Raw genomic sequence first — 20039 nt, 5'->3', positions numbered from 1 at the left:
GTTGGGCGTTAATGATCGGTTAAATCGAACGATCCCGAGCATCCCAATACCGCCGGGCTTTATCGAACGCTTCTTCGCGAGCCAGGCCCAGGCCACGCAAGGCCAGGGCCATGGTGGCGATGAGCGCCAGTTGCGGGTAGCTGTCTTCGACGTCACCACGCCAGATCGCTTTCAAGTGCTCGGGATCGAGGTTTTCCGGTTTGACGTGGCGCTGCTCGGCCAGTCGCGGCCATTCTTCGTCCCAGCTGGCGCCGCCGGTGGTGCCGTACAGGTGGCTGTCGGCGTCCGGGTTGATTTCGATCTCGCCGCCGTCGCCCTTGATCACGATGGCGGTATCACCGAGCAAACCGCTGGCGTCGCGATGCACGGCTTGGTAGCCCGGGTGGAAAATGCTTTGCAAGCCGCAACGGGCGGCCAGCGGGTTGAGGATGCGTGCCAATGAGTGGATCGGCGAGCGCAGGCCCAGGGTGTTGCGCAGGTCGATCATCCGCTGCATCTGCGGCGCCCAGTCCACCAGCGGCATGAAGGCCAGGCCGCCGTTGTCCAGCGCACTGCCGACCTGTTGCCAGTCACGGCATAGCGGGATCTGCAAAAACGCCAACAGTTGTTCGGTGTAGAGCCGGCCCGCCGTATGAGCGCCGCCGCCGTGCATGAAGATCCGCACGCCGTTCTGCCCAAGGCACTTGGCCGCCAGCAGGTACCACGGCAAATGGCGCTTCTTGCCGGCGTAGGTCGGCCAGTCGAGGTCCACCGCCAACGCCGGGACCACCAGGCGTTCACGCAGGGCCTCGGTGAAACCGGCCATCTCCTCGGCACTTTCTTCCTTGTGCCGCAGCAACATCAGGAAGGCGCCAAGCTGGGTGTCCTCGACCTTTTCGTCGAGCACCAGGCCCATGGCTTCGCGGGCTTCTTCGCGGGTCAGGTTGCGGGCGCCGCGCTTGCCTTTGCCCAGGATGCGCACGAACTGGGCGAACGGGTGTTCGGCCGGGGTCTCAAGGGTCAGCGATGGAAAGTCGGTCATAAGCAATTCGTCGGTTTGGGCAGGCCCGCCAGCTTGGCGGCGAGTTTGGCGGGAGTGCCTTTGAACAATCGGTTCAGGTGCAGGCTGTTGCCTTTGTCCGCGCCCAGTTTCAGTGCCGTGTACTTGATCAGCGGCCGGGTCGCGGGGGAGAGCTGGAATTCGTTATAGAAGCCGCGCAGCAGTTCGAGGATCTCCCAGTGTTCGGGGCCCAGCTCGATGTCTTCGGCAGTGGCCAGGGCCGTGGCGACCTCGGCCGACCAGTCGTCAAGGTCGGCCAGGTAGCCGTCCTTGTCCAGCGCGATGGCGCGTTCGCCCACGTTCAGCGTCTTCATAGCCAGGTGTTGACCTTGTCGTGCTCGATCGACAGCTCGACGAAACCCGAGTAGTTGATGGCTTCGGCCCAGTCTGGCGTGTCCAAGGCGCGGGCCTGGAGGTCTTCGGCGAGCACGAACAGGTTCACGCCAGCGGCCTGCAGCACTGCAAACGGTGGGCTGCCCGGTTGCAACGCGTACGTCGCGTCACCGCACAGCAGCAGCGCATCCTGATTGCCCAGTACCCGCAGGCAACTGGCGAGGCGGTTATCGCCGAAGGGCGAATGAGACAACACATGCAAAGTCGACATCAGAGGGTGATCACCTGGTCGTAACGGTCAATGAGCGCGGCGATTTGCGGCGCGGTCAGTGCTTTCATGTCGGCCAGCGCCAGGGTGTCGAGGGCGACACCGCGTTCGGCGGCGCTGTCGGCGCAGACAAACAGGTCGTCGACGCCAAACATCGGCAATGCCTGCAAGTTCGCGCTCAGGTCCTTTTGCTGGACGGCCTTGGCGTTTTGGCCGCTTGTCAGTTGGAATACCCCGTCATCGAGAAACAGCAGGCCGATGGGCAGGTCGAAGGCGCCGCCGGCCAACACGATGTCCAGCGCTTCCCGGGCGCCGGGGCCGGACCAGGGGGCCTGGCGGCTGATCAACAACAAAGACTTGGCCATCACGCGCCTCCAAAGCAGATCAAACGGTCGGCGTCCTGGATCGCATCGTGCAACTGGCCCAGCCCGGACAAGGCCCAGGGTGCCTCGACGCTAACCGCCGAACGCTGGTAGCGCTGGGCCTCTTCCTCGTTCAACACCCCACGGCGCAACGCCGCCGCGATGCAGACCACACCGTCGAGCTGGTTGTCGCTGACAAAGGTTCGCCATTGTTGGGGCAGGTCCTGTTCGTCCTGGGGCGTGACGACACTGGCGCAGGCGTTATAGACGCCGTCCTGATAGAAAAACAGCCGCACGATCTCATGCCCGCCCGCCAGCGCAGCCTGGGCAAACAGCAAGGCACGGCGCGAGGAGGGCGCATGGGCGGCGGAAAACAGCGCGATGGCGAACTTCATGACAGACCCGATCAGTAAAACTGCGGCCATGATAAAGCTTTATGGGCGGTGGGGCGATTGCCAGGAGATTCAACACAAGGGCATGGTTTGAATACTTTGTGGCGAGGGAATTTATCTTGTGGCGAGGGGATTTATCCCCGTTGGGTCGCGTAGCGGCCCCTCTTTCAGCCACCGCGGCCTGTCTGATACACCGCGTTGGCGGGTCGAGGGGCTGCTTTGCAGCCCAACGGGGATAAATCCCCTCGCCACAGTTGGTCTGCCATGTGTCGATCGTTCCCACGCTCCCGCGTGGGAATGCCGCCAGGGGACGCTCTGCGTTCCGGTTCTTCAAAAACACCGCGTTGGCAGGTTTTAGGATCGCTACGCGATCCAGCGGGAGCAAGCTCCCTCGCCACAGGGGCTGTGCTAGACCTTGAGCCCATGCAACTCGCAATACTCCGCCCACGCCATCCCCGCCATCTCCGCCACTTCCTTGTGCACTTCCAGGCGCTGGGCCTGGTAGTCCTGGGGCGAGGCGGCGGTCAGTTGCAGGGTCAGTTCCCAGGCAAACAGGCCCAGGCGCTCGGCCTCGGCTTCAAACGCTTCGTGCAAGCGCTCGGCGCGGTACTGCGCGGCGGTCTCGCCCTTGGCCTGGGCCAGCAGCGGGTTGAGGTGGTCCAGTTCGTGGCGCAGTTCGGGGCGCTCATCGAGAAACTTTGCCAGGGCCCGTTCGTGTTGCTGTTCGGTTGCCGCCATGGTCACTCCTTGGGAGACGAAGACTGCTTCTTGCTGGCCTTGGCCGCAGCCGCCAGGCATTCGAGGGCGAACTGTTCGGTGTAGCTCATCTGGATCGGCGTGGTTTCGCCCTTGACGGTGCGTTCCCCGTCGAGGATGTAGCGAACCCGCTTGTCGGTGACGCCGATGCGCTTGGCGATCCAGGACGGTGTCTGGCCGATCTGGCTGATCAGTTTGTCGGCGTATTCGGCAGTGGGTTTGTAGAATTCGGCGTTGGGAGTCATGGGGCGTGTTCCGTTGTGGCTGGTGGCAATGGCGCGACAGGGTGCGCGAATCGCAGGCCGATGTCCCGTGTAAATTTCAGTAAAGCAGCACGAAGGCCCGGGCCGCAGTGCTACAGTCCGTTTTTTTCTTGATGAGTGAACGCAATGCGAATGTTGACCGTGGCCCTGGCCGCGACCTTGCTGGCCGGCTGCGCGGGTTCTGCGATGAACGAGGCCCGGACCCAGGCCCCTTACAAGACCCTGACCTCGGACAAACCCGAACAGGTCGTGGCCCAGTGCGTGCAGTTCTCCTGGCAGGACGAAGCGGTGTTCGGTGTCGATGCTGGCGCCTACCTGCAACCGGGCAAGAAGGGGGGCTCGACGGTCTACACCCGCTCCGCTGAATCGTTTGTCGATTTGCACGCCGGTGCGACGGGCACCGAGTTGAGTTATTACGCCAAGCATGACGACTTCGTGGCCAAGCGCCGGTTGGCGGCGTTGGCGACGTGTCTTTGAACAGATAGATCGATCGCGAGCAGGCTCGCTCCCACAAGGACTGTTTTTAGTCAGAGGGCGTCAGGCGCTTCTGGAAGAAGAAGTGCTGGTGACCTGGCGGGTAGTCGTCGATCTGGCCGATTTCCGTGAAGCCGTGCCTGCGGTAGAACTCCGGCGCCTGGAAGTCGAAGGTGTCCAGCCAGATGCCCACGCAGTTTTTCTCCCGGGCCAGTGCTTCGGCCATCTGCATCAGGGTCGAGCCGGTGCCCTGGCCTCGGGCCTGTTCCGGCACCACCAGCAGCTCGATATACAGCCAGCGAAAAAACACTCGGCCATAGAGCCCGCCGACAATTTCGCCCTGTTCGTCCCTCACCAGCCAGGCCACCAGTTCAGGTGCACTGCCACCGGTCTTGGCCGTGTTATAGGCGCGCAGCGGAGCGAGGATGGCTTGGCGTTCTTCGTCGGTGGGCGCGTCCGTGCGTTCGATGCGTAGCGTCATTGGCAATGTCCTTATTCAGTCAAGATTAACCGCAGGAGCCTATCTCAAAGGCTGCCGTGGCGTCACCCGGTCGCCTTGGAAAACAGGCGCAATACGCAAACCGGGCCATACTAGCTAGTTGCTTGATGCGATCGCCGACTGTTTAAAACAAGAAGAGGCCGAATCATGAAGTTCGAATCCTTAGCGCGTACCCTCATTGCCACATCCCTGACCCTCAGCTGTTTGTATGCCCAGGCCGCCTCCCAGGCACCGGTGGCCGCCGAGAACGGCATGGTGGTCACCGCCCAGCACCTGGCGACCCATGTCGGTGTCGATGTGCTCAAGAACGGTGGCAATGCCGTGGATGCGGCGGTGGCGGTGGGGTATGCCCTGGCGGTGGTGTATCCGGCGGCGGGTAATCTGGGCGGGGGTGGGTTCATGACCCTTCAAATGGCCGATGGCCGCAAGACGTTCCTGGATTTCCGCGAAAAAGCCCCCCTGGCCGCCACGGCCAACATGTATCTGGACAAGGACGGCAACGTCGTCCCCGACCTCAGTACCCGCGGACACCTGGCCGTGGGCGTACCCGGCACCGTCTCCGGCATGGAGTTGGCGTTGAAGAAGTACGGCAGTAAACCACGGGCGGAACTGATCGCCCCGGCCATCAAGTTCGCCGAGGAAGGCTTCGCCCTGGAGCAGGGAGATGTCGATCTGCTGGAAACCGCCACCGATGTGTTCAAGAAGGACATGCGCGACTCCGGGGCGATCTTCCTGCACAACGGCGAGCCCATGCAGGTCGGCCAGAAGCTGGTGCAAAAAGACCTCGCCAAGACCCTGCGGGAAATCTCCGCCAAGGGGGCCGACGGCTTCTACAAGGGCTGGGTCGCCGATGCGCTGGTCACCTCCAGCCAGGCCAACAAAGGCATCATCACCCAGGCCGACCTGGACAAATACAAGACCCGCGAACTGGCCCCGGTGGAATGTGACTATCGCGGCTACCACATCATCTCGGCGCCGCCACCCAGTTCCGGCGGGGTGGTGCTGTGCCAGATCATGAACATCCTCGACGGCTATCCGATGAAGGACCTGGGGTTCCATTCGGCCCAGGGCATGCACTATCAGATCGAAGCCATGCGCCACGCCTACGTGGACCGCAACAGTTACCTGGGTGACCCGGACTTCGTGAAGAACCCCATCGACCATCTGCTGGATAAAAACTACGCCGCCAAGCTGCGGGCCGCGATCGAACCGCAAAAGGCCGGCGACTCGCAGAAGATCAAGCCCGGCGTGGCGCCCCATGAGGGCAGCAACACCACTCATTACTCCATTGTCGACAAGTGGGGCAATGCCGTCTCGGTCACCTACACCCTGAACGACTGGTTCGGTGCCGGTGTCATGGCGAGCAAGACCGGGGTGATTCTCAACGATGAAATGGACGATTTCACCGCCAAGGTCGGCGTGCCCAACATGTACGGCCTGGTGCAGGGCGAAGCCAATGCCATCGCGCCGGGCAAGGCGCCGCTGTCATCCATGAGCCCGACCATTGTCACCAAGGATGGCAAGACGGTCATGGTGGTGGGCACCCCGGGCGGTAGCCGGATCATCACCGCGACGTTGCTGACTATCCTCAATGTGATCGACTACGGCATGAACCTCCAGGAGGCGGTCGACGCGCCGCGTTTCCACCAGCAGTGGATGCCGGAGGAAACCAACCTGGAGACGTTCGCGGCCAGCCCCGATACCCGGAAGCTGCTGGAGAGCTGGGGGCACAAGTTTGCCGGCCCGCAGGACCCCAACCACATTGCCGCGATCCTGGTCGGTGCACCGTCATTGGGTGGCAAGCCGGTGGGCAAGAACCGCTTCTATGGCGCCAACGACCCCCGTCGCAACACGGGGTTGTCGCTGGGGTATTGAGTCATCGCGCGGCTCCGATAATGTTTGAAGAGGGAAGGTCATGAACACCGCATTGCTGATCATCGATGTCCAGAACGCGCTGTGCTCAGGCGAAGAGGAATGCTTCGACAGCCAGCGCATCATCCGGACCATCAACGACCTGGCGGCCAAAACCCGGGCCCTCGGCTTGACGGTGATCCTGATCCAGCACGAAGAGTTGGAAGGTTCGCTGACCTATGGTTCTGCCGCCTGGCAACTGGCCGACGACCTGTTGACCGCAGCCGATGACCTGCGGGTGCGCAAGACCACCCCCGATGCCTTCTACCAGACCGACCTGCAACCGTTGTTGCAGGCCCGAGGCATCGACCGCCTGGTGATCTGCGGGCTGCAAACCGACTATTGCGTCAACGCCACCGTGCGCCAGGCCCATGCCCTGGGGTACGACGTGGTTTTGGTGGCCGATGCCCACTCCTCGGTGGACAACGGCAGCATGGCGGCCGAGCAGATCATCGCCAATCACAACAATCGATTGGGGCGGCTGAGCAGTGCGGTATCGCGGATTGATGTGGTGCCGGCTGCTGAAGTCCGCCTCTGACCCGAAACCAATGAGAGAGCACGTCAATCCTGCGGCGAGGGGATGCTTCTGTGGCGAGGGGATTTATCCCCGTTGGCTGCGGAGCAGCCCCTTGGTTACGAAGTGCGTCAGGTAAACCACAGTGACCCAGCGGGGATAAATCCCCTCGCCACAAGGGTGTATGCAAATCGGGACCACATCACGGTGCGCCAAGCACCAGCGTCCAGTACACCCCCGCATCACTGCGCGAATCGCTGGCGGAAGCGGCGCCCATCTGGGTGAACATCGGGTTCATCAGGTTGGCGCAGTGCCCCGGGCTGGCCAGCCAGTCGTGCATGGCCTGGGTCGGTGAGCGTTGTCCGGCGGCGATGTTCTCGCCCAATTTATGTCCGCGAAAGCCGGCGCTCTTGGCCCGATCGGAAGAGGAACGACCGTCCGGGTCGCGATGGGCGAAATAATTCTCGCGGGCCATCGACCGGCTGTGGCCTTGGGCGGCGGTTCCCAGCGCGGCGTTCCAGCTCAGCGGCCGGGCCGCGGCGAAGCGCTGGCGCCCGCACATCCGCGGCTTGGCCCTGGCGGCGTTGACCTGGACCAGCAGCGACTTGTCCGTCGCACCCGCGTCGCTCATCCGTGTGCCCCCCATGGGCTGCGCCAGCACCACGCGCCACTCATCACCGACCCGATTGACGCCAATGTCGGCGTATTGGTTGTCCAGCAGTGTTGCGCAATGTTCGTCGGCCAACATGTCGAACGCTTCTTCGGCGTCCCGCGCATCGGTCAGGCGGATGCTGCGCACGGCCCGGGCCTGGTAGCCGGCGTCTTTCAAGGTCTCCCGCAGACCACCGCGAAAGCCCATCGGCAAGCCCAGGTTCGAGCGCAGCACCAGCGGCGGCGTGGCACGCACCGTGCGCCATTCACAGCGGCGTGATTGGCTACGGAAATCGTTGATGGCGTCCACCAGTTGCCTTTCGCCACGGGCGTGGGCGGGGCTGGCAAATAAGGGATACAGGGCAAGCAAGCACAGCGAAACGAAACGGCTAGAGCGAACAGGGTGGCGCATGGGGCGAACGGCTCAAGAGGGGGAGGTGCTTTAGCGCCAGGCTTGGCGCCGATCAGCTGGAAAACCCGGCGCTGCAGATCGGCGGGGTTTTCACGGCTGGGGTAGGACTGTCTGTTTGGGAACAAGTTTCAGGAGGGCGAGAGTATCTGTGAGCTGGCACAACACCATTGTGGCGAGGGAGCTTGCTCCCGCTGGCCTGCGAAGCAGGCCCAACGCATTGGCGACCGCTTCGCGCCCGAGCGGGAGTAAGCTCCCTCGCCACAACGCTGTTCAGTCAGTTCAATTCGCCGTTTCAGCCACTGGCACCTTGGCCCGCTCAACCTTGCGAGAGGTCAGCAATACGATGCCCGTCACCACAATCGCGCCACCCATCACCTGGCCTGGGTTGAGCATCTGGTCCAGCACCAGCCAGCCGATCAGCAGCGTGGCCAGCGGTTCGATGTTCATCACCGGGGCGTTGCGCGGCATGTCCAGGCGGGGCACGGAAATGAACAGCACAGTGAAGCCGGTGCCGTAGAGCACCACCAGGGTCGCCAGGGCGAACCAACCGGTGCTGCTGGCTGGCAGGTCGAAACCGCCGGGCAGGGCACCGGTCAGGCCGGCGAGGTTGACGCTGCTGAAGACGATGAAAATCGTCAGCAGGCTGCGCACCGAACCACGGACCTGGGACAGCTTGTGGTCGGTGATCCACAGCGCACAAGCGAACACGCAAGCGGCACAGAAGGCCAGGCCCACCCCCAGTAGCCATTGCGGGCCAACGCTCTGTTCAGACGATAACCGCGCCGGCACCTCCAGCACGAATACCAGGCCCACCAGGATCATCCCCATCAACGTGGCGGTGCGTGCAGTGGGCCGTGGCCCGCCCAGCGCCCAGGTCAGCAAGGCCAGCAGAATCGGAAAGACGTTGCCCACCAACAGCGCCAATGCCACCGGCACCCGGGCCACGGCCGAGTACAGGCACAGGCTCTGCGCAGCGATGAGCAACCCCAGCAGCACTTGCCAACGCCATGCGCCCGGCGGCAAACGCAGGCTCTGACGTTGCCACAGTACCATCGCGGCCAACACCAGCAGCGTCCCGCCTGAGCGCAGCAGGATCGCCAGCAATACCCCGGCACCGTCATCGAACGCCGCTCGGGCGGCGACATGATTGCCGGCAAAGGCACAGCCCATGCACAGCAGAACGAGCACCGCGAGGTGACGGGGCAATGGAGGCGGGGCGTCAGGTGCAGCGGCGGGACGAGTCATGGCAGGGTGTCTCAATGGTGGGCCGCCCAGGCAAATCGCCTTGGATCAGCTGTTTTTAGTTATAAGTCGTCGTACAACTTTGAGGGCTGTTTTTACCCTATAGGATTACAAGAGACAAGGTCGGGGTTGCGGGGGAGCTCTACCTTTAAGTGAATGACCGCGCGCACATTGTCCTGCGCTTTGCTGTACAACAACCTGACCGTTGTGTCGTTTACAGCATTGCCCTTTGCGGAGCTGCCCCATGCGCCTGGCCGATTTCATTCTCGACAATATCGAGCCGATTCTTCAGGCGTGGGAAGACTTCGCCAAAACCATCACCCCCGCATCCATTGGCATGGATTCCGTGGCCCTGCGCGACCATGCCGAGCAGATGCTGCGCACTATCGCCGCTGACCTGCGCACCTCGCAAACGCGCAATGAGGCGATTGCCAAGTCCCACGGCGAGGCCCCGCCGGTTGATGCCGAAACCGCCGCCGAAACCCATGCGGTCATCCGCCAGTCCTCGGGTTTTACCGTGGAGCAAATGGTTTCCGAGTACCGGGCCCTGCGCACCAGCGTGCTTATGCTCTGGATGCCGCACACGCAGTTGGATCACAAACAGGTCATGGACGATCTGATTCGATTCAACGAGGCCGTGGACCAGGCCTTGGCCGAGTCCGTCGTCAGTTACTCGGGGGCGGTGGATGCGTCGCGCAATATCTTTCTCGGGATTCTGGGGCATGACTTGCGCAGCCCCTTGGGCGCGATCCTGCTGAGTTCCGAAGTGCTGCTGCGGGCGGGGGACCTGCCCGCCAAGGCGACCAAGATCACTTCGCGCATCTACACCAGCGTCAAGCGGGCCAACAAAATCGTCGGCGATCTGCTGGATTTCACCCGCACCCAACTCGGCTCGGGCATTCCAGTGCAGCGCTTCAAGGGTGATCTGGTGGCCGCCTGCGAAGGTATGGTGGAGGAGGCGCGGGCCTATCACCCGGAAAGCGAAATTGTCTTTAAAACGAGCGGCGCCCTGGAGGCGCTGTTTGATCCGGCCCGCATGGAGCAGGTATTTGCCAACCTGATTGGCAATGCCGTCCAGCATGGTGCCGAAGGCTCGCCGGTGACTGTTTCGTTGAGCGTGGAAAAGGATATGGCCGTGATCGCGATCAACAACCAGGGCAAGCCTATCGAGAAAGAGGCCATTGCCAACATCTTCAACCCAATGGTCCGAAATCTGTGCAGCAGTGAAATGCAGTACGGTTCCACGGCTGGACTCGGACTTGGCCTGCACATCGCTTCGGCGATCGTATCGGCCCATCAGGGCACCATCAAGGTCCACTCGGAGGCGCAATTCGGCACGACCTTTACTGTTCGTATACCGCTGAACCCGGCCTGATCGACTGTGCGCAGAGCAGATTCACATACTTGTACGATGTCTTATCACGTAGTAAAACTGTCGTCCCGTCCAATAATAATTAACGGAGACGCACCGATGGATGCTTCGCAATCTGCAACCGCCGCCGATCAGGGCCGCCGGGTATTCCTGAAAAAATCCCTGGTGGTCTCGGCTGCTGCGGCCGCCCTTGGCAACCTGCCCGGGCTCGCTCAGGCCGAGCCCTTGAGTCAGCGTTACCCGGACCCGCTGATCAATATCCTTGACCCCAGCTTCATGGACTTGCGCATCTTCAACGCCAGCGTGGAGAAACTCGCCACCGGTTTGCGTTGGGCAGAAGGGCCGGTGTGGATTGGTGACGGTCGTTACCTGCTGGTCAGCGACATTCCCAACAACCGCATCGTGCGCTGGGATGAAATTACCGGTGGCCTGTCGGTCTATCGCGAGAATTCCAACTTCTCCAACGGCATGTGCCGCGATCGCCAGGGCCGGCTGCTGGTGTGCGAAGGCTCCACCACCGCCAGCGAAGGCCGACGCATCACCCGCACCGAGCACAACGGCACTATCACCGTGCTGGCGGACAGTTTCGAAGGCAAGCCGCTGAACTCGCCCAACGACATCGTGTGCAAGCGCGATGGCTCGGTGTGGTTCACCGACCCACCGTTCCAGACCGGCAACAATTACGAGGGACACAAAGTCACCCCCGCCCAGCCTCACGCGGTGTATCGCATCGATGGCGAAACCGGCAAGGTCACGCGGGTCATCGACGACCTGGCGGGGCCGAACGGGCTGTGTTTTTCCCCGGATGAGAAAATCCTCTACGTGGTCGAAGGCCGGGCCAAGCCCAACCGCTTGATCTGGGCGATCACCGTCAAGGATGACGGCACGCTGGGTGAGCGGCGCAAACACATCGAAGGCCTGGATTACGCGGCGATCGACGGAATCAAATGTGATGAAAGCGGCAACCTCTGGTGCGGTTGGGGCGGCAATGGCGACCCCAAGGCCGACCTGGAAAAACTCGACGGCGTGCGGGTGTTCAACCCTGAAGGCAAGGCCATCGGGCACATTTCCCTGCCGGAGCGCTGTCCCAACGTCTGCTTCGGCGGACGGGAAGGCAATCGGTTGTTCATGGCCGGCAGCCACTCGCTGTATTCGCTGTTCGTGAATACCCGAGGCGCGACGTTTGCCTGATGCAACAACCGATCTTCAGCCTGTTGACCATTGTGGCGAGGGGATTTATCCCCGCTGGGCTGCGAAGCAGCCCTAAGCTCAGTCAACCTCATGAGCCTGATGCACCGAGATGCCAGGCTTTAGGGCCGCTTCGCGGCCAGCGGGGATAAATCCCCTCGCCACAGTTCCTTGTCATGCCAAAGGGGCCGTACTGCCCCGCACCGTCAACTCAAACGGCAACACCACATGCCGTTCGGCAATCGGCTTCTTCTCGATCAAAGCGATCAGCATCTCTACCGCTTTTTGACCAAACGCTTCGGCAGGCTGCGCAATAGTGGTCAGGGGCGGGTCGCAGTAGGCGGCGAACGGGATGTCATCAAAACCCACCAGGGAAATATCCGCAGGCACCCGCAGGCCCATTTGCTTGATGCGCCTGAGCGCGCCGATGGCCATCTCGTCGTTTTCACAGAACAGCGCACTGGGGCGGTCGGCCAGCGCCAACATCGCGCCGGCTCCGTCATCACCGGCCTTCAAGGTGAAGTCGCCATGGCAGATCAGGCTGGGGTCGACGGCGATGCCGGCCTGGTGCAGGGCATCCTGGTAGCCGGCCACGCGATCCAGGGTCAGGGGGCTGCTGCGTGGTCCCTTGATGATGCCGATGCGGCGGTGGCCGAGGCCGATCAGGTGCTCGGTCATGGCCTGGGCGGCGGCGCGGTTGTCGAGACTGATGGTCGGGTAGGGGGCGTTCTTGACCACTTCGCAGGCGTTGACCAGCGGCAGGCTTTCGACGCCTGCCGGCATCGATTCGAAAGGATCGCTGGCGCGCAACTGGATCACCCCATCGGCCTGGTGGGCGTAGACCAGCGCGGCAAATTCCCGCTCGATCTGCGCGCGGCCCCGGGTGTCGCACAGCAGCAATCGATAACCCGCCGCCTGCGCGGCCTGCTGCGCGCCGCTGATGACCCGGGCGAAAAACGTATTGGCGATGGCCGGCACCAGGATCACCAGGTTGCCGGTGCGCCGGGAGCGAAATTGCACCGCCATCAGGTTGGGCCGATAGCCGGCCTGTTCCACCGCCGCGTTGACCTTGTCCCGGGTTTCGGGAAGCACCCGCTCGGGTGATCTCAGGGTTCTGGACACCGTGGCCACCGAAACACCCGCCAGCCGGGCCACCTCACGAATGTTGGACAAAATCACCTCGGGGAACAGGGGGTACGGTGGGGGAGCTTACCGCAGGTTGAGCGCCTCACAAATATTCCACGGTGAACCCTGTGGGTTTGACACGCGGGGAAACTGAGCCTAGATTTTCGCCATGATGTAACCGGTTACATCATCATCCTGACAGGAAGAGAATCGCGATGAATCCTGTAGCACCGAAAATAAGAATGGGCTTCGTCGGCGGTGGAGAGGGCGCGTTCATCGGCCAGGCCCACCGTCAGGCCGCGGGCCTGGACGGCGGTTTCGAACTGGTCTGCGGCGCATTCAGCCGCGACCCTCGCAACACTCGGCAGACCGGCGCGGCCCTGGGCCTGGCCGCGTCCCGTTGCTACCACGACTGGCAGCAGATGCTCGACACCGAAGCGCTGCTGCCGCTTGATCAGCGCATGGAATTGCTGGTCATTGTTACCCCCAATCATCTTCATGCACCCATCGCCAGCCAGGCTTTGAAAGCCGGTTTCCATGTGTTCAGCGAGAAACCCGCCGCACTGGACCTCAACGAGTTGCTGGCCCTCAGGGAAGTGCTGCAAGGCAGCCGTTGCCTCTACGGGCTGGCCCATACCTACCTGGGTTATCCCATGGTGTGGCAGGCCCGGGAGATGGTGCGCTCGGGCGCGATCGGCCAGGTGCGCAAAGTGCTGGTCGAGTACCCCCAAGGCTGGCTCAGCCAGGATGTCGCCACCCAAGGCAATAAACAGGCCGAATGGCGCGACGACCCCGGGCAGTCCGGCCTGGGCGGTTGCATCGGCGACATCGGCACCCACGCGTTTTCCCTCGCCGAGTTCGTCGCAGACCAGCCTATCCAGCAGCTATGCGCCACGTTGGGCACCCATGTTCCGGGCCGGCAATTGGATGACGACGTCGCGATGCTGTTCAAGATGGCGGGTGGCGCCAGCGGTGTGCTGATCGCCAGCCAGGTTTGCACCGGCGAAGAGAACCCGCTGAAGATTCGCGTCTACGGCGATAAGGGCGCCTTGGAGTGGCGCCAGGAAGAACCGGCGAGCCTGATCCATCGCGCCTTCGACCAGCCGTTGCGCATCCTGCGTAGCGGCGTCGGCCAGCCGTGGCTGTGCGCGGCGGCCACACGGCGCATGCGCCTGCCGGCCGGGCATCCCGAGGGCTACCTGGAAGCCATGGCCAATCTCTACGGCGATTTCGCCCACGCTATTCGCAACCATGTCGAAGGCCCCGACGCCCCAGGCGTACCCGGCATCGAGACCGGCTTGCGTGGCATGGCATTCATCGAGGCCGCCATCCTCAACCACCGTGGTGACGCGAAGTGGACCACCGTGCAAACCGGAGCATCCCTGTTGTGAGTACCCTCGACACACCACCGAGTGGCCTGCGTGGCCCAGGTATTTTCCTGGCGCAATTCATGTCCGCCGAAGCGCCGTTCGATACCCTGGCCAACATCGCCCAGTGGGCGGCGTCGCAAGGCTACAAGGCCATTCAGCTGCCGACATCGGGCACCCAATACATAGACCTGGCCCGGGCCGCCGAGAGCCAGGCCTATTGCGATGAGCTCAAGGCCACCTGTGCCCAGGCCGGTGTCGAGATCAGCGAGTTATCGACGCACCTGCAAGGTCAGTTGGTGGCAGTGCACCCGGCGTTCGACGCGCTGTTCGACGACTTCGCCCCGGCCCCTCTGCGCGGCCAGCCCCAGGCGCGGACCGAGTGGGCGATCGAGCAACTCAAGCTGGCCGCCCGCGCCAGCCAGCGGCTGGGTCTCAAGGCCCATGCGACGTTTTCCGGCGCGCTGCTGTGGCCGTATCTCTACCCTTGGCCGCAGCGGCCGGCGGGTCTGGTGGAGCAGGGGTTCGCCGAACTGGCCCGGCGCTGGTTGCCGATTCTCGATGCCTTCGACGTGGCGGGGGTGGACCTGTGCTACGAAATCCACCCCGGCGAAGACCTCCATGACGGCGCCTCGTTCGAGCGCTTTTTGGAGGCGGTCGATCATCACCCGCGGGCGGCGATTCTCTACGACCCCAGCCATTTGCTGCTGCAACAGATGGACTACCTGGGCTTCATCGACCGCTACTACGCGCGCATCCGCATGTTCCACGTCAAGGACGCCGAATTCCGCCCCAATGCCCGTTCCGGGGTATACGGCGGCTACCAGGGCTGGGTCGATCGGCCCGGGCGGTTCCGTTCGTTGGGCGATGGCCAGATCGATTTCAAATCGATCTTCAGCAAACTGACCCAATACGATTTCAGCGGTTGGGCGGTCCTGGAATGGGAATGCTGCTTGAAGGATTCACAACAGGGCGCCGCAGAAGGGGCAGCGTTCATCCAGCGGCACATGATCAGCAAGACCGGCAAGGCGTTCGATGATTTTGCCAGCGTCACGGCGGATGAGGATTCCAATCGGCGGTTGTTGGGCTTGCCCCCAATGCCAAAAGCGTAACCCTGTGGCGAGGGGATTTATCCCCGCTGGGCTGCGAAGCAGTCCTAAACCCTGACATCCCGGTTCGCCCAGGTTGATTGAGTCGACTGTTTTTTTGGGCTGCTTCGCAGCCCAACGGGGATAAATCCCCTCGCCACAGAGGACTCTGTAAAAGCTTCATTTTTCACAAGAACAACAATAAAACGGTGACGCTCATGACCACGATGAATGCACGCCTCAGCGTGATGATGTTCCTGCAGTTCTTTATCTGGGGTGGCTGGTTCGTCACCCTCGGCACCTTCCTCTCCAGCACCCTGGGCGCCAGCGGTGGGCAGATCGGCATGGCGTTCTCCACGCAATCGTGGGGAGCGATCATTGCACCGTTCGTCATCGGCCTGATCGCCGACCGCTTGTTCAACGCCGAACGGATCCTGGCGGTGTTGCACCTGCTCGGCGCGGTGTTGCTGTACCAGCTGTATTCGGCGGCGGATTTCAGCGTGTTCTACCCGTACGTGCTGGTGTACATGGTGGTCTACATGCCGACGCTGGCACTGGTCAATTCCGTGGCCTTCCGGCAGATGCGCGATCCGGCGCTGGAGTTCTCCCGTATCCGGGTGTGGGGCACGATTGGCTGGATCGTCGCGGGCGTGGTGATCAGTTTTGTGTTCGCCTGGGATTCGCGCGAAGCGATCTCGGCAGGCGGCTTGCGCAATACGTTCCTGATGGCGGCCGTTGCTTCCCTGGTCCTGGGGCTCTACAGCTTCACGCTGCCGGCCACGGCGCCGCTCAAGGAGCAGGCCAGCGCGGGCGGCGTCAAGCAGTTGCTGGGGCTGGACGCGTTGGGGCTGTTGAAGGATCGCAGCTACCTGGTGTTCTTCATCGCCTCGATCCTGATCTGCATTCCGCTGGCGTTCTATTACCAGAATGCCAACCCGTTCCTGGCCGAAACCGGGATGACCAATCCGACGGCAAAGATGGCCATCGGGCAGGTCTCGGAAGTGTTGTTCATGCTGCTGTTGCCGCTGTTCATCCAGCGCTTCGGCATCAAGCTGGCGCTGTTGGTGGGCATGTTGGCGTGGGCGCTGCGCTACCTGTTGTTCGCCTACGGCAATAACGGCGACCTGGCGTTCATGTTGTTCACCGGCATTGCCCTGCACGGCATCTGCTACGACTTCTTTTTTGTCTCGGGGCAGATCTACACCGATGCCAAGGCACCGGAGCGCTTTCGCAGCTCGGCCCAGGGCCTGATTACCCTGGCGACCTATGGCGTGGGGATGCTGATCGGCTTCTGGGTGGCGGGGCAGGTGACCGATCACTTTGTCGTGGCGGGCGGTCATGACTGGCAGAGCATCTGGCTGTTCCCGGCCGGTTTCGCGCTGCTGGTGTTGCTCTGCTTCCTGTTTACCTTCCGCGGCCAACAAGCGCTCGCTGCGCCGTCAAAGGCTTGAAGCAGGGCCGGGCGTCAGTCATTTGTGACTGACGTCCAGCTTGGTGTAGGTCACTTTCCCGCCTTCGTTGGAATAACCCTTGTTGTCCAAGGTGTAGACGCCGGCCTTGAAATAGAAGTCATAGCCGTACCAGGACGGGTCCAACTTCACCTGTTTGCCCGTGTTGCCGATCAGCACCGAGACCTTGCCTTGCTTGTCCATTTGCAGCGAATAGGAGAAGTCCTTGTTCAGCGGCACGTTGGGCACGGTGTAGATCACCGGGCTCTTCTTGTCCTTGGGCTTGACCCGGTATTCCACGTCGATATTGCCGGTGCCCTTGGCGTAGCGGTACACCAGTTTCAGCAACGGCGTGGGGGCGTCCTTGGCGTGGATCTGCGCCACCACCACCCGTCCTTCGGAAGGCACCTGGTTCACCGCCAGGGTGCCCTTGAGGGTATTGGTGCCGCTGTTGTAGCGCCAGTTGCGCAGCTTGCCGTCCTTGTTGGTTTCCCGCAGCTCGGAGCGCGGGTATTCGCTTTTACCGGTATGGGAACCGGTGACCGGCGCCCAGAAGACGATCCGCTGGCCGTTATTGTCGAAATACTTGTTTTTCAGGGTTGGCATGGCTTTGGTCGCCACGACCTGCGCCGGCGTTTGCACGGGCAGGGTAATGTTCCAGACAGTCAGGTCAATCATGATAAAACCCTCCAACGGGACCGGCCGCTACCTGGCGGCCGTCAAGACAGAAACTGCCTTCCGTGGCGCAGTTTTCATGTTATCGACGGGGGGCTGTTTCGCTGGAGGCGCACCTGACGGATGGCTCTGCGATGAGCCTTTCAGGCACTGGATTGGGCGGATTATCGTGTGTCAATTTATTGCTGATCGGTTAAAGTGCGCGCCGCCCGAGAGACGGATCCCGGGCGTCTTCCCATGGAGCATCAAATGAACCAAATCAGCAAAGTTGTCGCCTGCGCACTGTTCGGCCTGGCCCTGGCGGGTTGCACCGGCACCCCGATGAAAACCCAGCAATACGACAGCAGCCAATACACCGTTGTCGGCCACAGTGAAGCCAAGGCCACCGGCCTGTTGCTGTTCGGCGTGATCCCGATTCGCCAGAACAACCGTTTCGTGCGTGCCCAGGACGCGGCGATCAAGGCCAAGGGCGGCGACGCCATGATCAACACCCAAGTCCAGGAAAACTGGTTCTGGGCCTGGGTCCTGACCGGCTACACCACCTCGGTGTCCGGTGACGTGGTCAAGCTGAAAAGCGTTCAGTAACGCCGTTGCTTTGATCGTTCCCACGCTCCGCGTGGGAATGCCGCCCGGGACGCTCCGCGTTCCGTTAAGCGTGACGCAGAGCGTCAGTGGATGCATTCCCACGCGGGAGCGTGGGAACGATCAATCATGCCCGATCCTCTGTCAGTGTCCTCCCACCACCATATGCGTGAACGGCGCCACATACGCCTGCAACGTCACCAGCCCGCCCACCAGAATCGCCAGCACCACCGAGTGGAAAAACACGTAGCGCAGGATTTCGCCTTCGTGACCGTACCAACGGGTCGCGGTGGAGGCGACCACGATCGACTGGGCGTCGACCATCTTGCCCATCACCCCACCGGAACTGTTGGCGGCGGCCATCAACACCGGGCTGATGCCCAATTGCTCGGACGTGACCCGTTGCAAGCCGCCAAACAATACGTTGGACGCCGTGTCCGAACCGGTCAGCGCCACGCCGAGCCAGCCCAGCAAGGTGCCGAACATGGGGTAGAAAATGCCCGTGGCGGCGAAGGCCAGGCCCATGGTCGCGTCCAGGCCTGAGTAGCGCGTGAGAAACCCCAGGGCCAACATTGCTACGATGGTGATCAGCGAGTAGCGCACCACCCAGAGCGTTCGCAGGTAGTGGTGCAGCAGTTGCGGGATGGAATAGCCCATCAGCAAGCCACCGAGAATCGCCGCCAAGAAGATGCCGCTGCCCGTGGCGGTGAACCAGTTGAACTTGTAGACCGCTTCCTCGGTTTTAGGCTGGGGCACCACGGGCGGGACTTTTTCGATCTGCTGGTGGATGGTGCCGAAGGTCACCAGGGGCGAGAAGATCGGATTGGCCTCACGCATCGGTTTGCCTTGGGGATCAAGCTTGGCCGATTGGGTCTGCGGGTCCAGCGCCGGGCGGGTATCGAACAGGTTCTTGAAACCCTGGGTGCCCCAGGCGAACACGAAGACCGTAAGGATGATCCATGGCATCCAAGCCCGTCCCACGGCGGAGCGGGTGTCGCTGGAAAATGCCGCGCTGGCGACGGGTTTTTCATCCTCGCTGGCGTCGATCTTCGAGTTGTCGACCCGCCCGGACAGCGCGGCGGAGGTGTGCACCGTGGCCGGTTTCCAGACCTTGAGGAAACCGGTGAGGCAGGCCATGGAAATCAGCGCGGCAATCACATCCACCAGCATCGGCCCGTGGTAATTGGACACCAGGAACTGAGGGACGGCGAAGCTGACACCCGCCACCAGAATCGCCGGCCAGATTTCCAGCATCTTGCGCCACCCGGCAAACGCCCAGATCAACCAGAACGGCACCAGCATCGAGAAAAATGGCAACTGCCGACCGACCATCATCGACAACTCCATTTCATCCAGCCCGGTAACCTTGGCCAGGGTGATGATCGGCGTGCCCAGGGCGCCGAACGCCACGGGCGCAGTGTTGGCGATCAGCGCCAGGCCCGAAGCGGCCAAGGGGGAGAAGCCCAGCCCGATCAGGATCGCCCCGGTCACCGCCACCGGCGTCCCGAAACCCGCGGCGCCCTCGAAGAACGCACCGAAGCAAAAGGCGATCAGCAGCAATTGCAGGCGTCGGTCGTCGGTGATGCGGGCGAGGGAATCCTGCAGGACCTTGAACGAGCCGTTCTCGGTGGTCAGGCGGTGCAGGAAGATGATGTTGAGGACAATCCAGCCAATGGGCAGCAGGCCGTTGGCCGCGCCGTAAAGTGCTGCTGACCCGGCCATGCCGGCGGGCATGCCGAAGGCGAAGATTGCGATCAGCAAGGCCGAGGCCAAGGCCATCAACGCCGCCAGGTGCGCCTTGACATGAAAGAACGCCAGGGACGCCAGCATCACCACCACCGGAACCGCCGCCAGGAGCGTCGACAGCACCGCATTACCGAAGGGATCGTAGACTTGTTGCCAGACCATGTTCCACCTCTGCTTTTTATTGTTGGAAGTGCAGGCCCCGGGGGGATTGGCAGAGAAGTATAGGCGGGGATTGGCGAGGAGATTGCCAGGCAAACCCCTGTGGCGAGGGGATTTATCCCCGCTGGGCTGCGCAGCAGCCCCAAAAAGGCGGGTAGGGATCAACCTGACAC

Annotated in this window: 22 protein-coding genes; 9 read left to right on the top strand and 13 right to left on the bottom strand. The window is 62.4% G+C overall.

Annotation, left to right across the window (positions count from 1 at the left end):
* Positions 1-19 precede the first annotated feature (19 nt).
* From BT116_RS02065 to BT116_RS02035, 7 genes are all read right to left on the bottom strand, one after another.
* Positions 20-1021, bottom strand: coding sequence for a glycosyl transferase family protein (locus BT116_RS02065; RefSeq protein WP_072339600.1), 1002 nt, complete (start codon positions 1019-1021; stop codon positions 20-22).
* Positions 1018-1353 (bottom strand): TusE/DsrC/DsvC family sulfur relay protein, encoded by a 336-nt coding sequence (locus tag BT116_RS02060; protein WP_072339598.1) that lies wholly within the window; start codon positions 1351-1353, stop codon positions 1018-1020. Before BT116_RS02060 ends, BT116_RS02065 begins: the two co-directional genes overlap by 4 nt.
* Complete coding sequence (gene tusB / locus BT116_RS02055; protein ID WP_063320500.1) at positions 1350-1643, bottom strand: sulfurtransferase complex subunit TusB; 294 nt, start codon at positions 1641-1643, stop codon at positions 1350-1352. Before tusB ends, BT116_RS02060 begins: the two co-directional genes overlap by 4 nt.
* A complete protein-coding gene (tusC, locus tag BT116_RS02050) occupies positions 1643-2005 on the bottom strand; it encodes a sulfurtransferase complex subunit TusC (RefSeq protein WP_072339595.1) in 363 nt (120 codons plus the stop codon). Before tusC ends, tusB begins: the two co-directional genes overlap by 1 nt.
* The gene (gene tusD, locus BT116_RS02045) at positions 2005-2397 is read right to left on the bottom strand and encodes a sulfurtransferase complex subunit TusD (RefSeq protein WP_063325040.1); all 393 of its coding nucleotides are present in this window, start codon (positions 2395-2397) and stop codon (positions 2005-2007) included. The genes tusC and tusD overlap by 1 nt, the downstream gene beginning before the upstream one ends.
* Before the next feature lie 405 nt (positions 2398-2802).
* Positions 2803-3132, bottom strand: a complete 330-nt coding sequence (locus BT116_RS02040) for a DUF6388 family protein (RefSeq protein WP_063320502.1) — start codon at positions 3130-3132, stop codon at positions 2803-2805.
* 2 nt (positions 3133-3134) lie between these two features.
* Complete coding sequence (locus BT116_RS02035) at positions 3135-3395, bottom strand: hypothetical protein (protein WP_072339593.1); 261 nt, start codon at positions 3393-3395, stop codon at positions 3135-3137.
* A gap of 144 nt (positions 3396-3539) precedes the next feature.
* On the opposite strand from BT116_RS02035, the gene BT116_RS02030 reads away from it, so the two are divergent.
* The gene (locus BT116_RS02030) at positions 3540-3890 is read left to right on the top strand and encodes a hypothetical protein (protein ID WP_013693699.1); all 351 of its coding nucleotides are present in this window, start codon (positions 3540-3542) and stop codon (positions 3888-3890) included.
* Between the two features lie 46 nt (positions 3891-3936).
* Here BT116_RS02030 and BT116_RS02025 read toward each other — a convergent pair whose 3' ends face one another.
* Positions 3937-4368 carry a GNAT family N-acetyltransferase gene (locus BT116_RS02025; RefSeq protein ID WP_072339591.1) on the bottom strand — a complete coding sequence of 144 codons (432 nt, stop codon included), beginning with the start codon at positions 4366-4368 and terminating at the stop codon, positions 3937-3939.
* Positions 4369-4533: 165 nt separating this feature from the next.
* Between BT116_RS02025 and ggt the strand changes: the two genes are divergently transcribed.
* Both ggt and BT116_RS02015 read left to right on the top strand, forming a co-directional pair.
* Entirely contained in the window at positions 4534-6261 is a 1728-nt protein-coding gene (gene ggt, locus BT116_RS02020) for a gamma-glutamyltransferase (protein ID WP_072339589.1), read from the top strand.
* Positions 6262-6301: 40 nt separating this feature from the next.
* Positions 6302-6835 (top strand): cysteine hydrolase family protein, encoded by a 534-nt coding sequence (locus BT116_RS02015; protein ID WP_072339587.1) that lies wholly within the window; start codon positions 6302-6304, stop codon positions 6833-6835.
* Between the two features lie 178 nt (positions 6836-7013).
* Here the strand turns inward: BT116_RS02015 and BT116_RS02010 are convergent, their stop codons facing one another.
* Positions 7014-7874 (bottom strand): CAP domain-containing protein, encoded by an 861-nt coding sequence (locus BT116_RS02010; protein ID WP_072339585.1) that lies wholly within the window; start codon positions 7872-7874, stop codon positions 7014-7016.
* Between the two features lie 279 nt (positions 7875-8153).
* Positions 8154-9119: an EamA family transporter gene (locus BT116_RS02005; protein ID WP_072339583.1), complete on the bottom strand. Its 966-nt coding sequence runs from the start codon at positions 9117-9119 to the stop codon at positions 8154-8156.
* Positions 9120-9360: 241 nt separating this feature from the next.
* Between BT116_RS02005 and BT116_RS02000 the strand changes: the two genes are divergently transcribed.
* Positions 9361-10491: a sensor histidine kinase gene (locus tag BT116_RS02000; RefSeq protein ID WP_072339581.1), complete on the top strand. Its 1131-nt coding sequence runs from the start codon at positions 9361-9363 to the stop codon at positions 10489-10491.
* A 96-nt stretch (positions 10492-10587) separates the two neighbouring features.
* Positions 10588-11679 (top strand): SMP-30/gluconolactonase/LRE family protein, encoded by a 1092-nt coding sequence (locus BT116_RS01995; protein WP_072339579.1) that lies wholly within the window; start codon positions 10588-10590, stop codon positions 11677-11679.
* A gap of 171 nt (positions 11680-11850) precedes the next feature.
* On the opposite strand, the gene BT116_RS01990 is transcribed toward BT116_RS01995, so the two are convergent.
* Positions 11851-12849 (bottom strand): LacI family DNA-binding transcriptional regulator, encoded by a 999-nt coding sequence (locus tag BT116_RS01990; protein ID WP_072339577.1) that lies wholly within the window; start codon positions 12847-12849, stop codon positions 11851-11853.
* 167 nt (positions 12850-13016) lie between these two features.
* Between BT116_RS01990 and BT116_RS01985 the strand changes: the two genes are divergently transcribed.
* From BT116_RS01985 to BT116_RS01975, 3 genes are all read left to right on the top strand, one after another.
* Positions 13017-14192 (top strand): Gfo/Idh/MocA family protein, encoded by a 1176-nt coding sequence (locus BT116_RS01985; RefSeq protein WP_072339575.1) that lies wholly within the window; start codon positions 13017-13019, stop codon positions 14190-14192.
* The gene (locus tag BT116_RS01980) at positions 14189-15280 is read left to right on the top strand and encodes a sugar phosphate isomerase/epimerase family protein (RefSeq protein WP_072339573.1); all 1092 of its coding nucleotides are present in this window, start codon (positions 14189-14191) and stop codon (positions 15278-15280) included. The genes BT116_RS01985 and BT116_RS01980 overlap by 4 nt, the downstream gene beginning before the upstream one ends.
* 194 nt (positions 15281-15474) lie before the next feature.
* The gene (locus BT116_RS01975; RefSeq protein ID WP_072339571.1) at positions 15475-16707 is read left to right on the top strand and encodes a nucleoside permease; all 1233 of its coding nucleotides are present in this window, start codon (positions 15475-15477) and stop codon (positions 16705-16707) included.
* 18 nt (positions 16708-16725) lie between these two features.
* Here the strand turns inward: BT116_RS01975 and BT116_RS01970 are convergent, their stop codons facing one another.
* Entirely contained in the window at positions 16726-17382 is a 657-nt protein-coding gene (locus BT116_RS01970; protein ID WP_072339569.1) for a polysaccharide lyase family 7 protein, read from the bottom strand.
* Positions 17383-17628: 246 nt separating this feature from the next.
* On the opposite strand from BT116_RS01970, the gene BT116_RS01965 reads away from it, so the two are divergent.
* The gene (locus BT116_RS01965; RefSeq protein WP_072339567.1) at positions 17629-17964 is read left to right on the top strand and encodes a hypothetical protein; all 336 of its coding nucleotides are present in this window, start codon (positions 17629-17631) and stop codon (positions 17962-17964) included.
* A 141-nt stretch (positions 17965-18105) separates the two neighbouring features.
* Here BT116_RS01965 and BT116_RS01960 read toward each other — a convergent pair whose 3' ends face one another.
* Positions 18106-19869 (bottom strand): L-lactate permease, encoded by a 1764-nt coding sequence (locus BT116_RS01960; RefSeq protein WP_072339565.1) that lies wholly within the window; start codon positions 19867-19869, stop codon positions 18106-18108.
* Between the last annotated feature and the right edge of the window lie 170 nt (positions 19870-20039).

It is taken from the genome of Pseudomonas sp. NFACC16-2, assembly GCF_900119205.1.
GTDB lineage: Bacteria > Pseudomonadota > Gammaproteobacteria > Pseudomonadales > Pseudomonadaceae > Aquipseudomonas > Aquipseudomonas fluorescens_Q.
This window is presented reverse-complemented; position numbering and strand designations above follow the sequence as displayed.

Coding starts and splice junctions, on each gene's coding strand:
- BT116_RS01960 (WP_072339565.1), bottom strand. CDS start 19,869: ATGGTCTGGCAACAAGTCTACGATCCCTTCGGTAATGCGGTGCTGTCG.
- BT116_RS02010 (WP_072339585.1), bottom strand. CDS start 7,874: ATGCGCCACCCTGTTCGCTCTAGCCGTTTCGTTTCGCTGTGCTTGCTT.
- ggt (WP_072339589.1), top strand. CDS start 4,534: ATGAAGTTCGAATCCTTAGCGCGTACCCTCATTGCCACATCCCTGACC.
- BT116_RS01975 (WP_072339571.1), top strand. CDS start 15,475: ATGACCACGATGAATGCACGCCTCAGCGTGATGATGTTCCTGCAGTTC.
- BT116_RS02005 (WP_072339583.1), bottom strand. CDS start 9,119: ATGACTCGTCCCGCCGCTGCACCTGACGCCCCGCCTCCATTGCCCCGT.
- tusB (WP_063320500.1), bottom strand. CDS start 1,643: ATGTCGACTTTGCATGTGTTGTCTCATTCGCCCTTCGGCGATAACCGC.
- BT116_RS02060 (WP_072339598.1), bottom strand. CDS start 1,353: ATGAAGACGCTGAACGTGGGCGAACGCGCCATCGCGCTGGACAAGGAC.
- tusC (WP_072339595.1), bottom strand. CDS start 2,005: ATGGCCAAGTCTTTGTTGTTGATCAGCCGCCAGGCCCCCTGGTCCGGC.
- BT116_RS01985 (WP_072339575.1), top strand. CDS start 13,017: ATGAATCCTGTAGCACCGAAAATAAGAATGGGCTTCGTCGGCGGTGGA.
- BT116_RS02040 (WP_063320502.1), bottom strand. CDS start 3,132: ATGGCGGCAACCGAACAGCAACACGAACGGGCCCTGGCAAAGTTTCTC.
- BT116_RS02030 (WP_013693699.1), top strand. CDS start 3,540: ATGCGAATGTTGACCGTGGCCCTGGCCGCGACCTTGCTGGCCGGCTGC.
- BT116_RS01995 (WP_072339579.1), top strand. CDS start 10,588: ATGGATGCTTCGCAATCTGCAACCGCCGCCGATCAGGGCCGCCGGGTA.
- BT116_RS01970 (WP_072339569.1), bottom strand. CDS start 17,382: ATGATTGACCTGACTGTCTGGAACATTACCCTGCCCGTGCAAACGCCG.
- BT116_RS02035 (WP_072339593.1), bottom strand. CDS start 3,395: ATGACTCCCAACGCCGAATTCTACAAACCCACTGCCGAATACGCCGAC.
- BT116_RS01965 (WP_072339567.1), top strand. CDS start 17,629: ATGAACCAAATCAGCAAAGTTGTCGCCTGCGCACTGTTCGGCCTGGCC.
- BT116_RS02015 (WP_072339587.1), top strand. CDS start 6,302: ATGAACACCGCATTGCTGATCATCGATGTCCAGAACGCGCTGTGCTCA.
- BT116_RS02065 (WP_072339600.1), bottom strand. CDS start 1,021: ATGACCGACTTTCCATCGCTGACCCTTGAGACCCCGGCCGAACACCCG.
- BT116_RS02000 (WP_072339581.1), top strand. CDS start 9,361: ATGCGCCTGGCCGATTTCATTCTCGACAATATCGAGCCGATTCTTCAG.
- tusD (WP_063325040.1), bottom strand. CDS start 2,397: ATGAAGTTCGCCATCGCGCTGTTTTCCGCCGCCCATGCGCCCTCCTCG.
- BT116_RS02025 (WP_072339591.1), bottom strand. CDS start 4,368: ATGACGCTACGCATCGAACGCACGGACGCGCCCACCGACGAAGAACGC.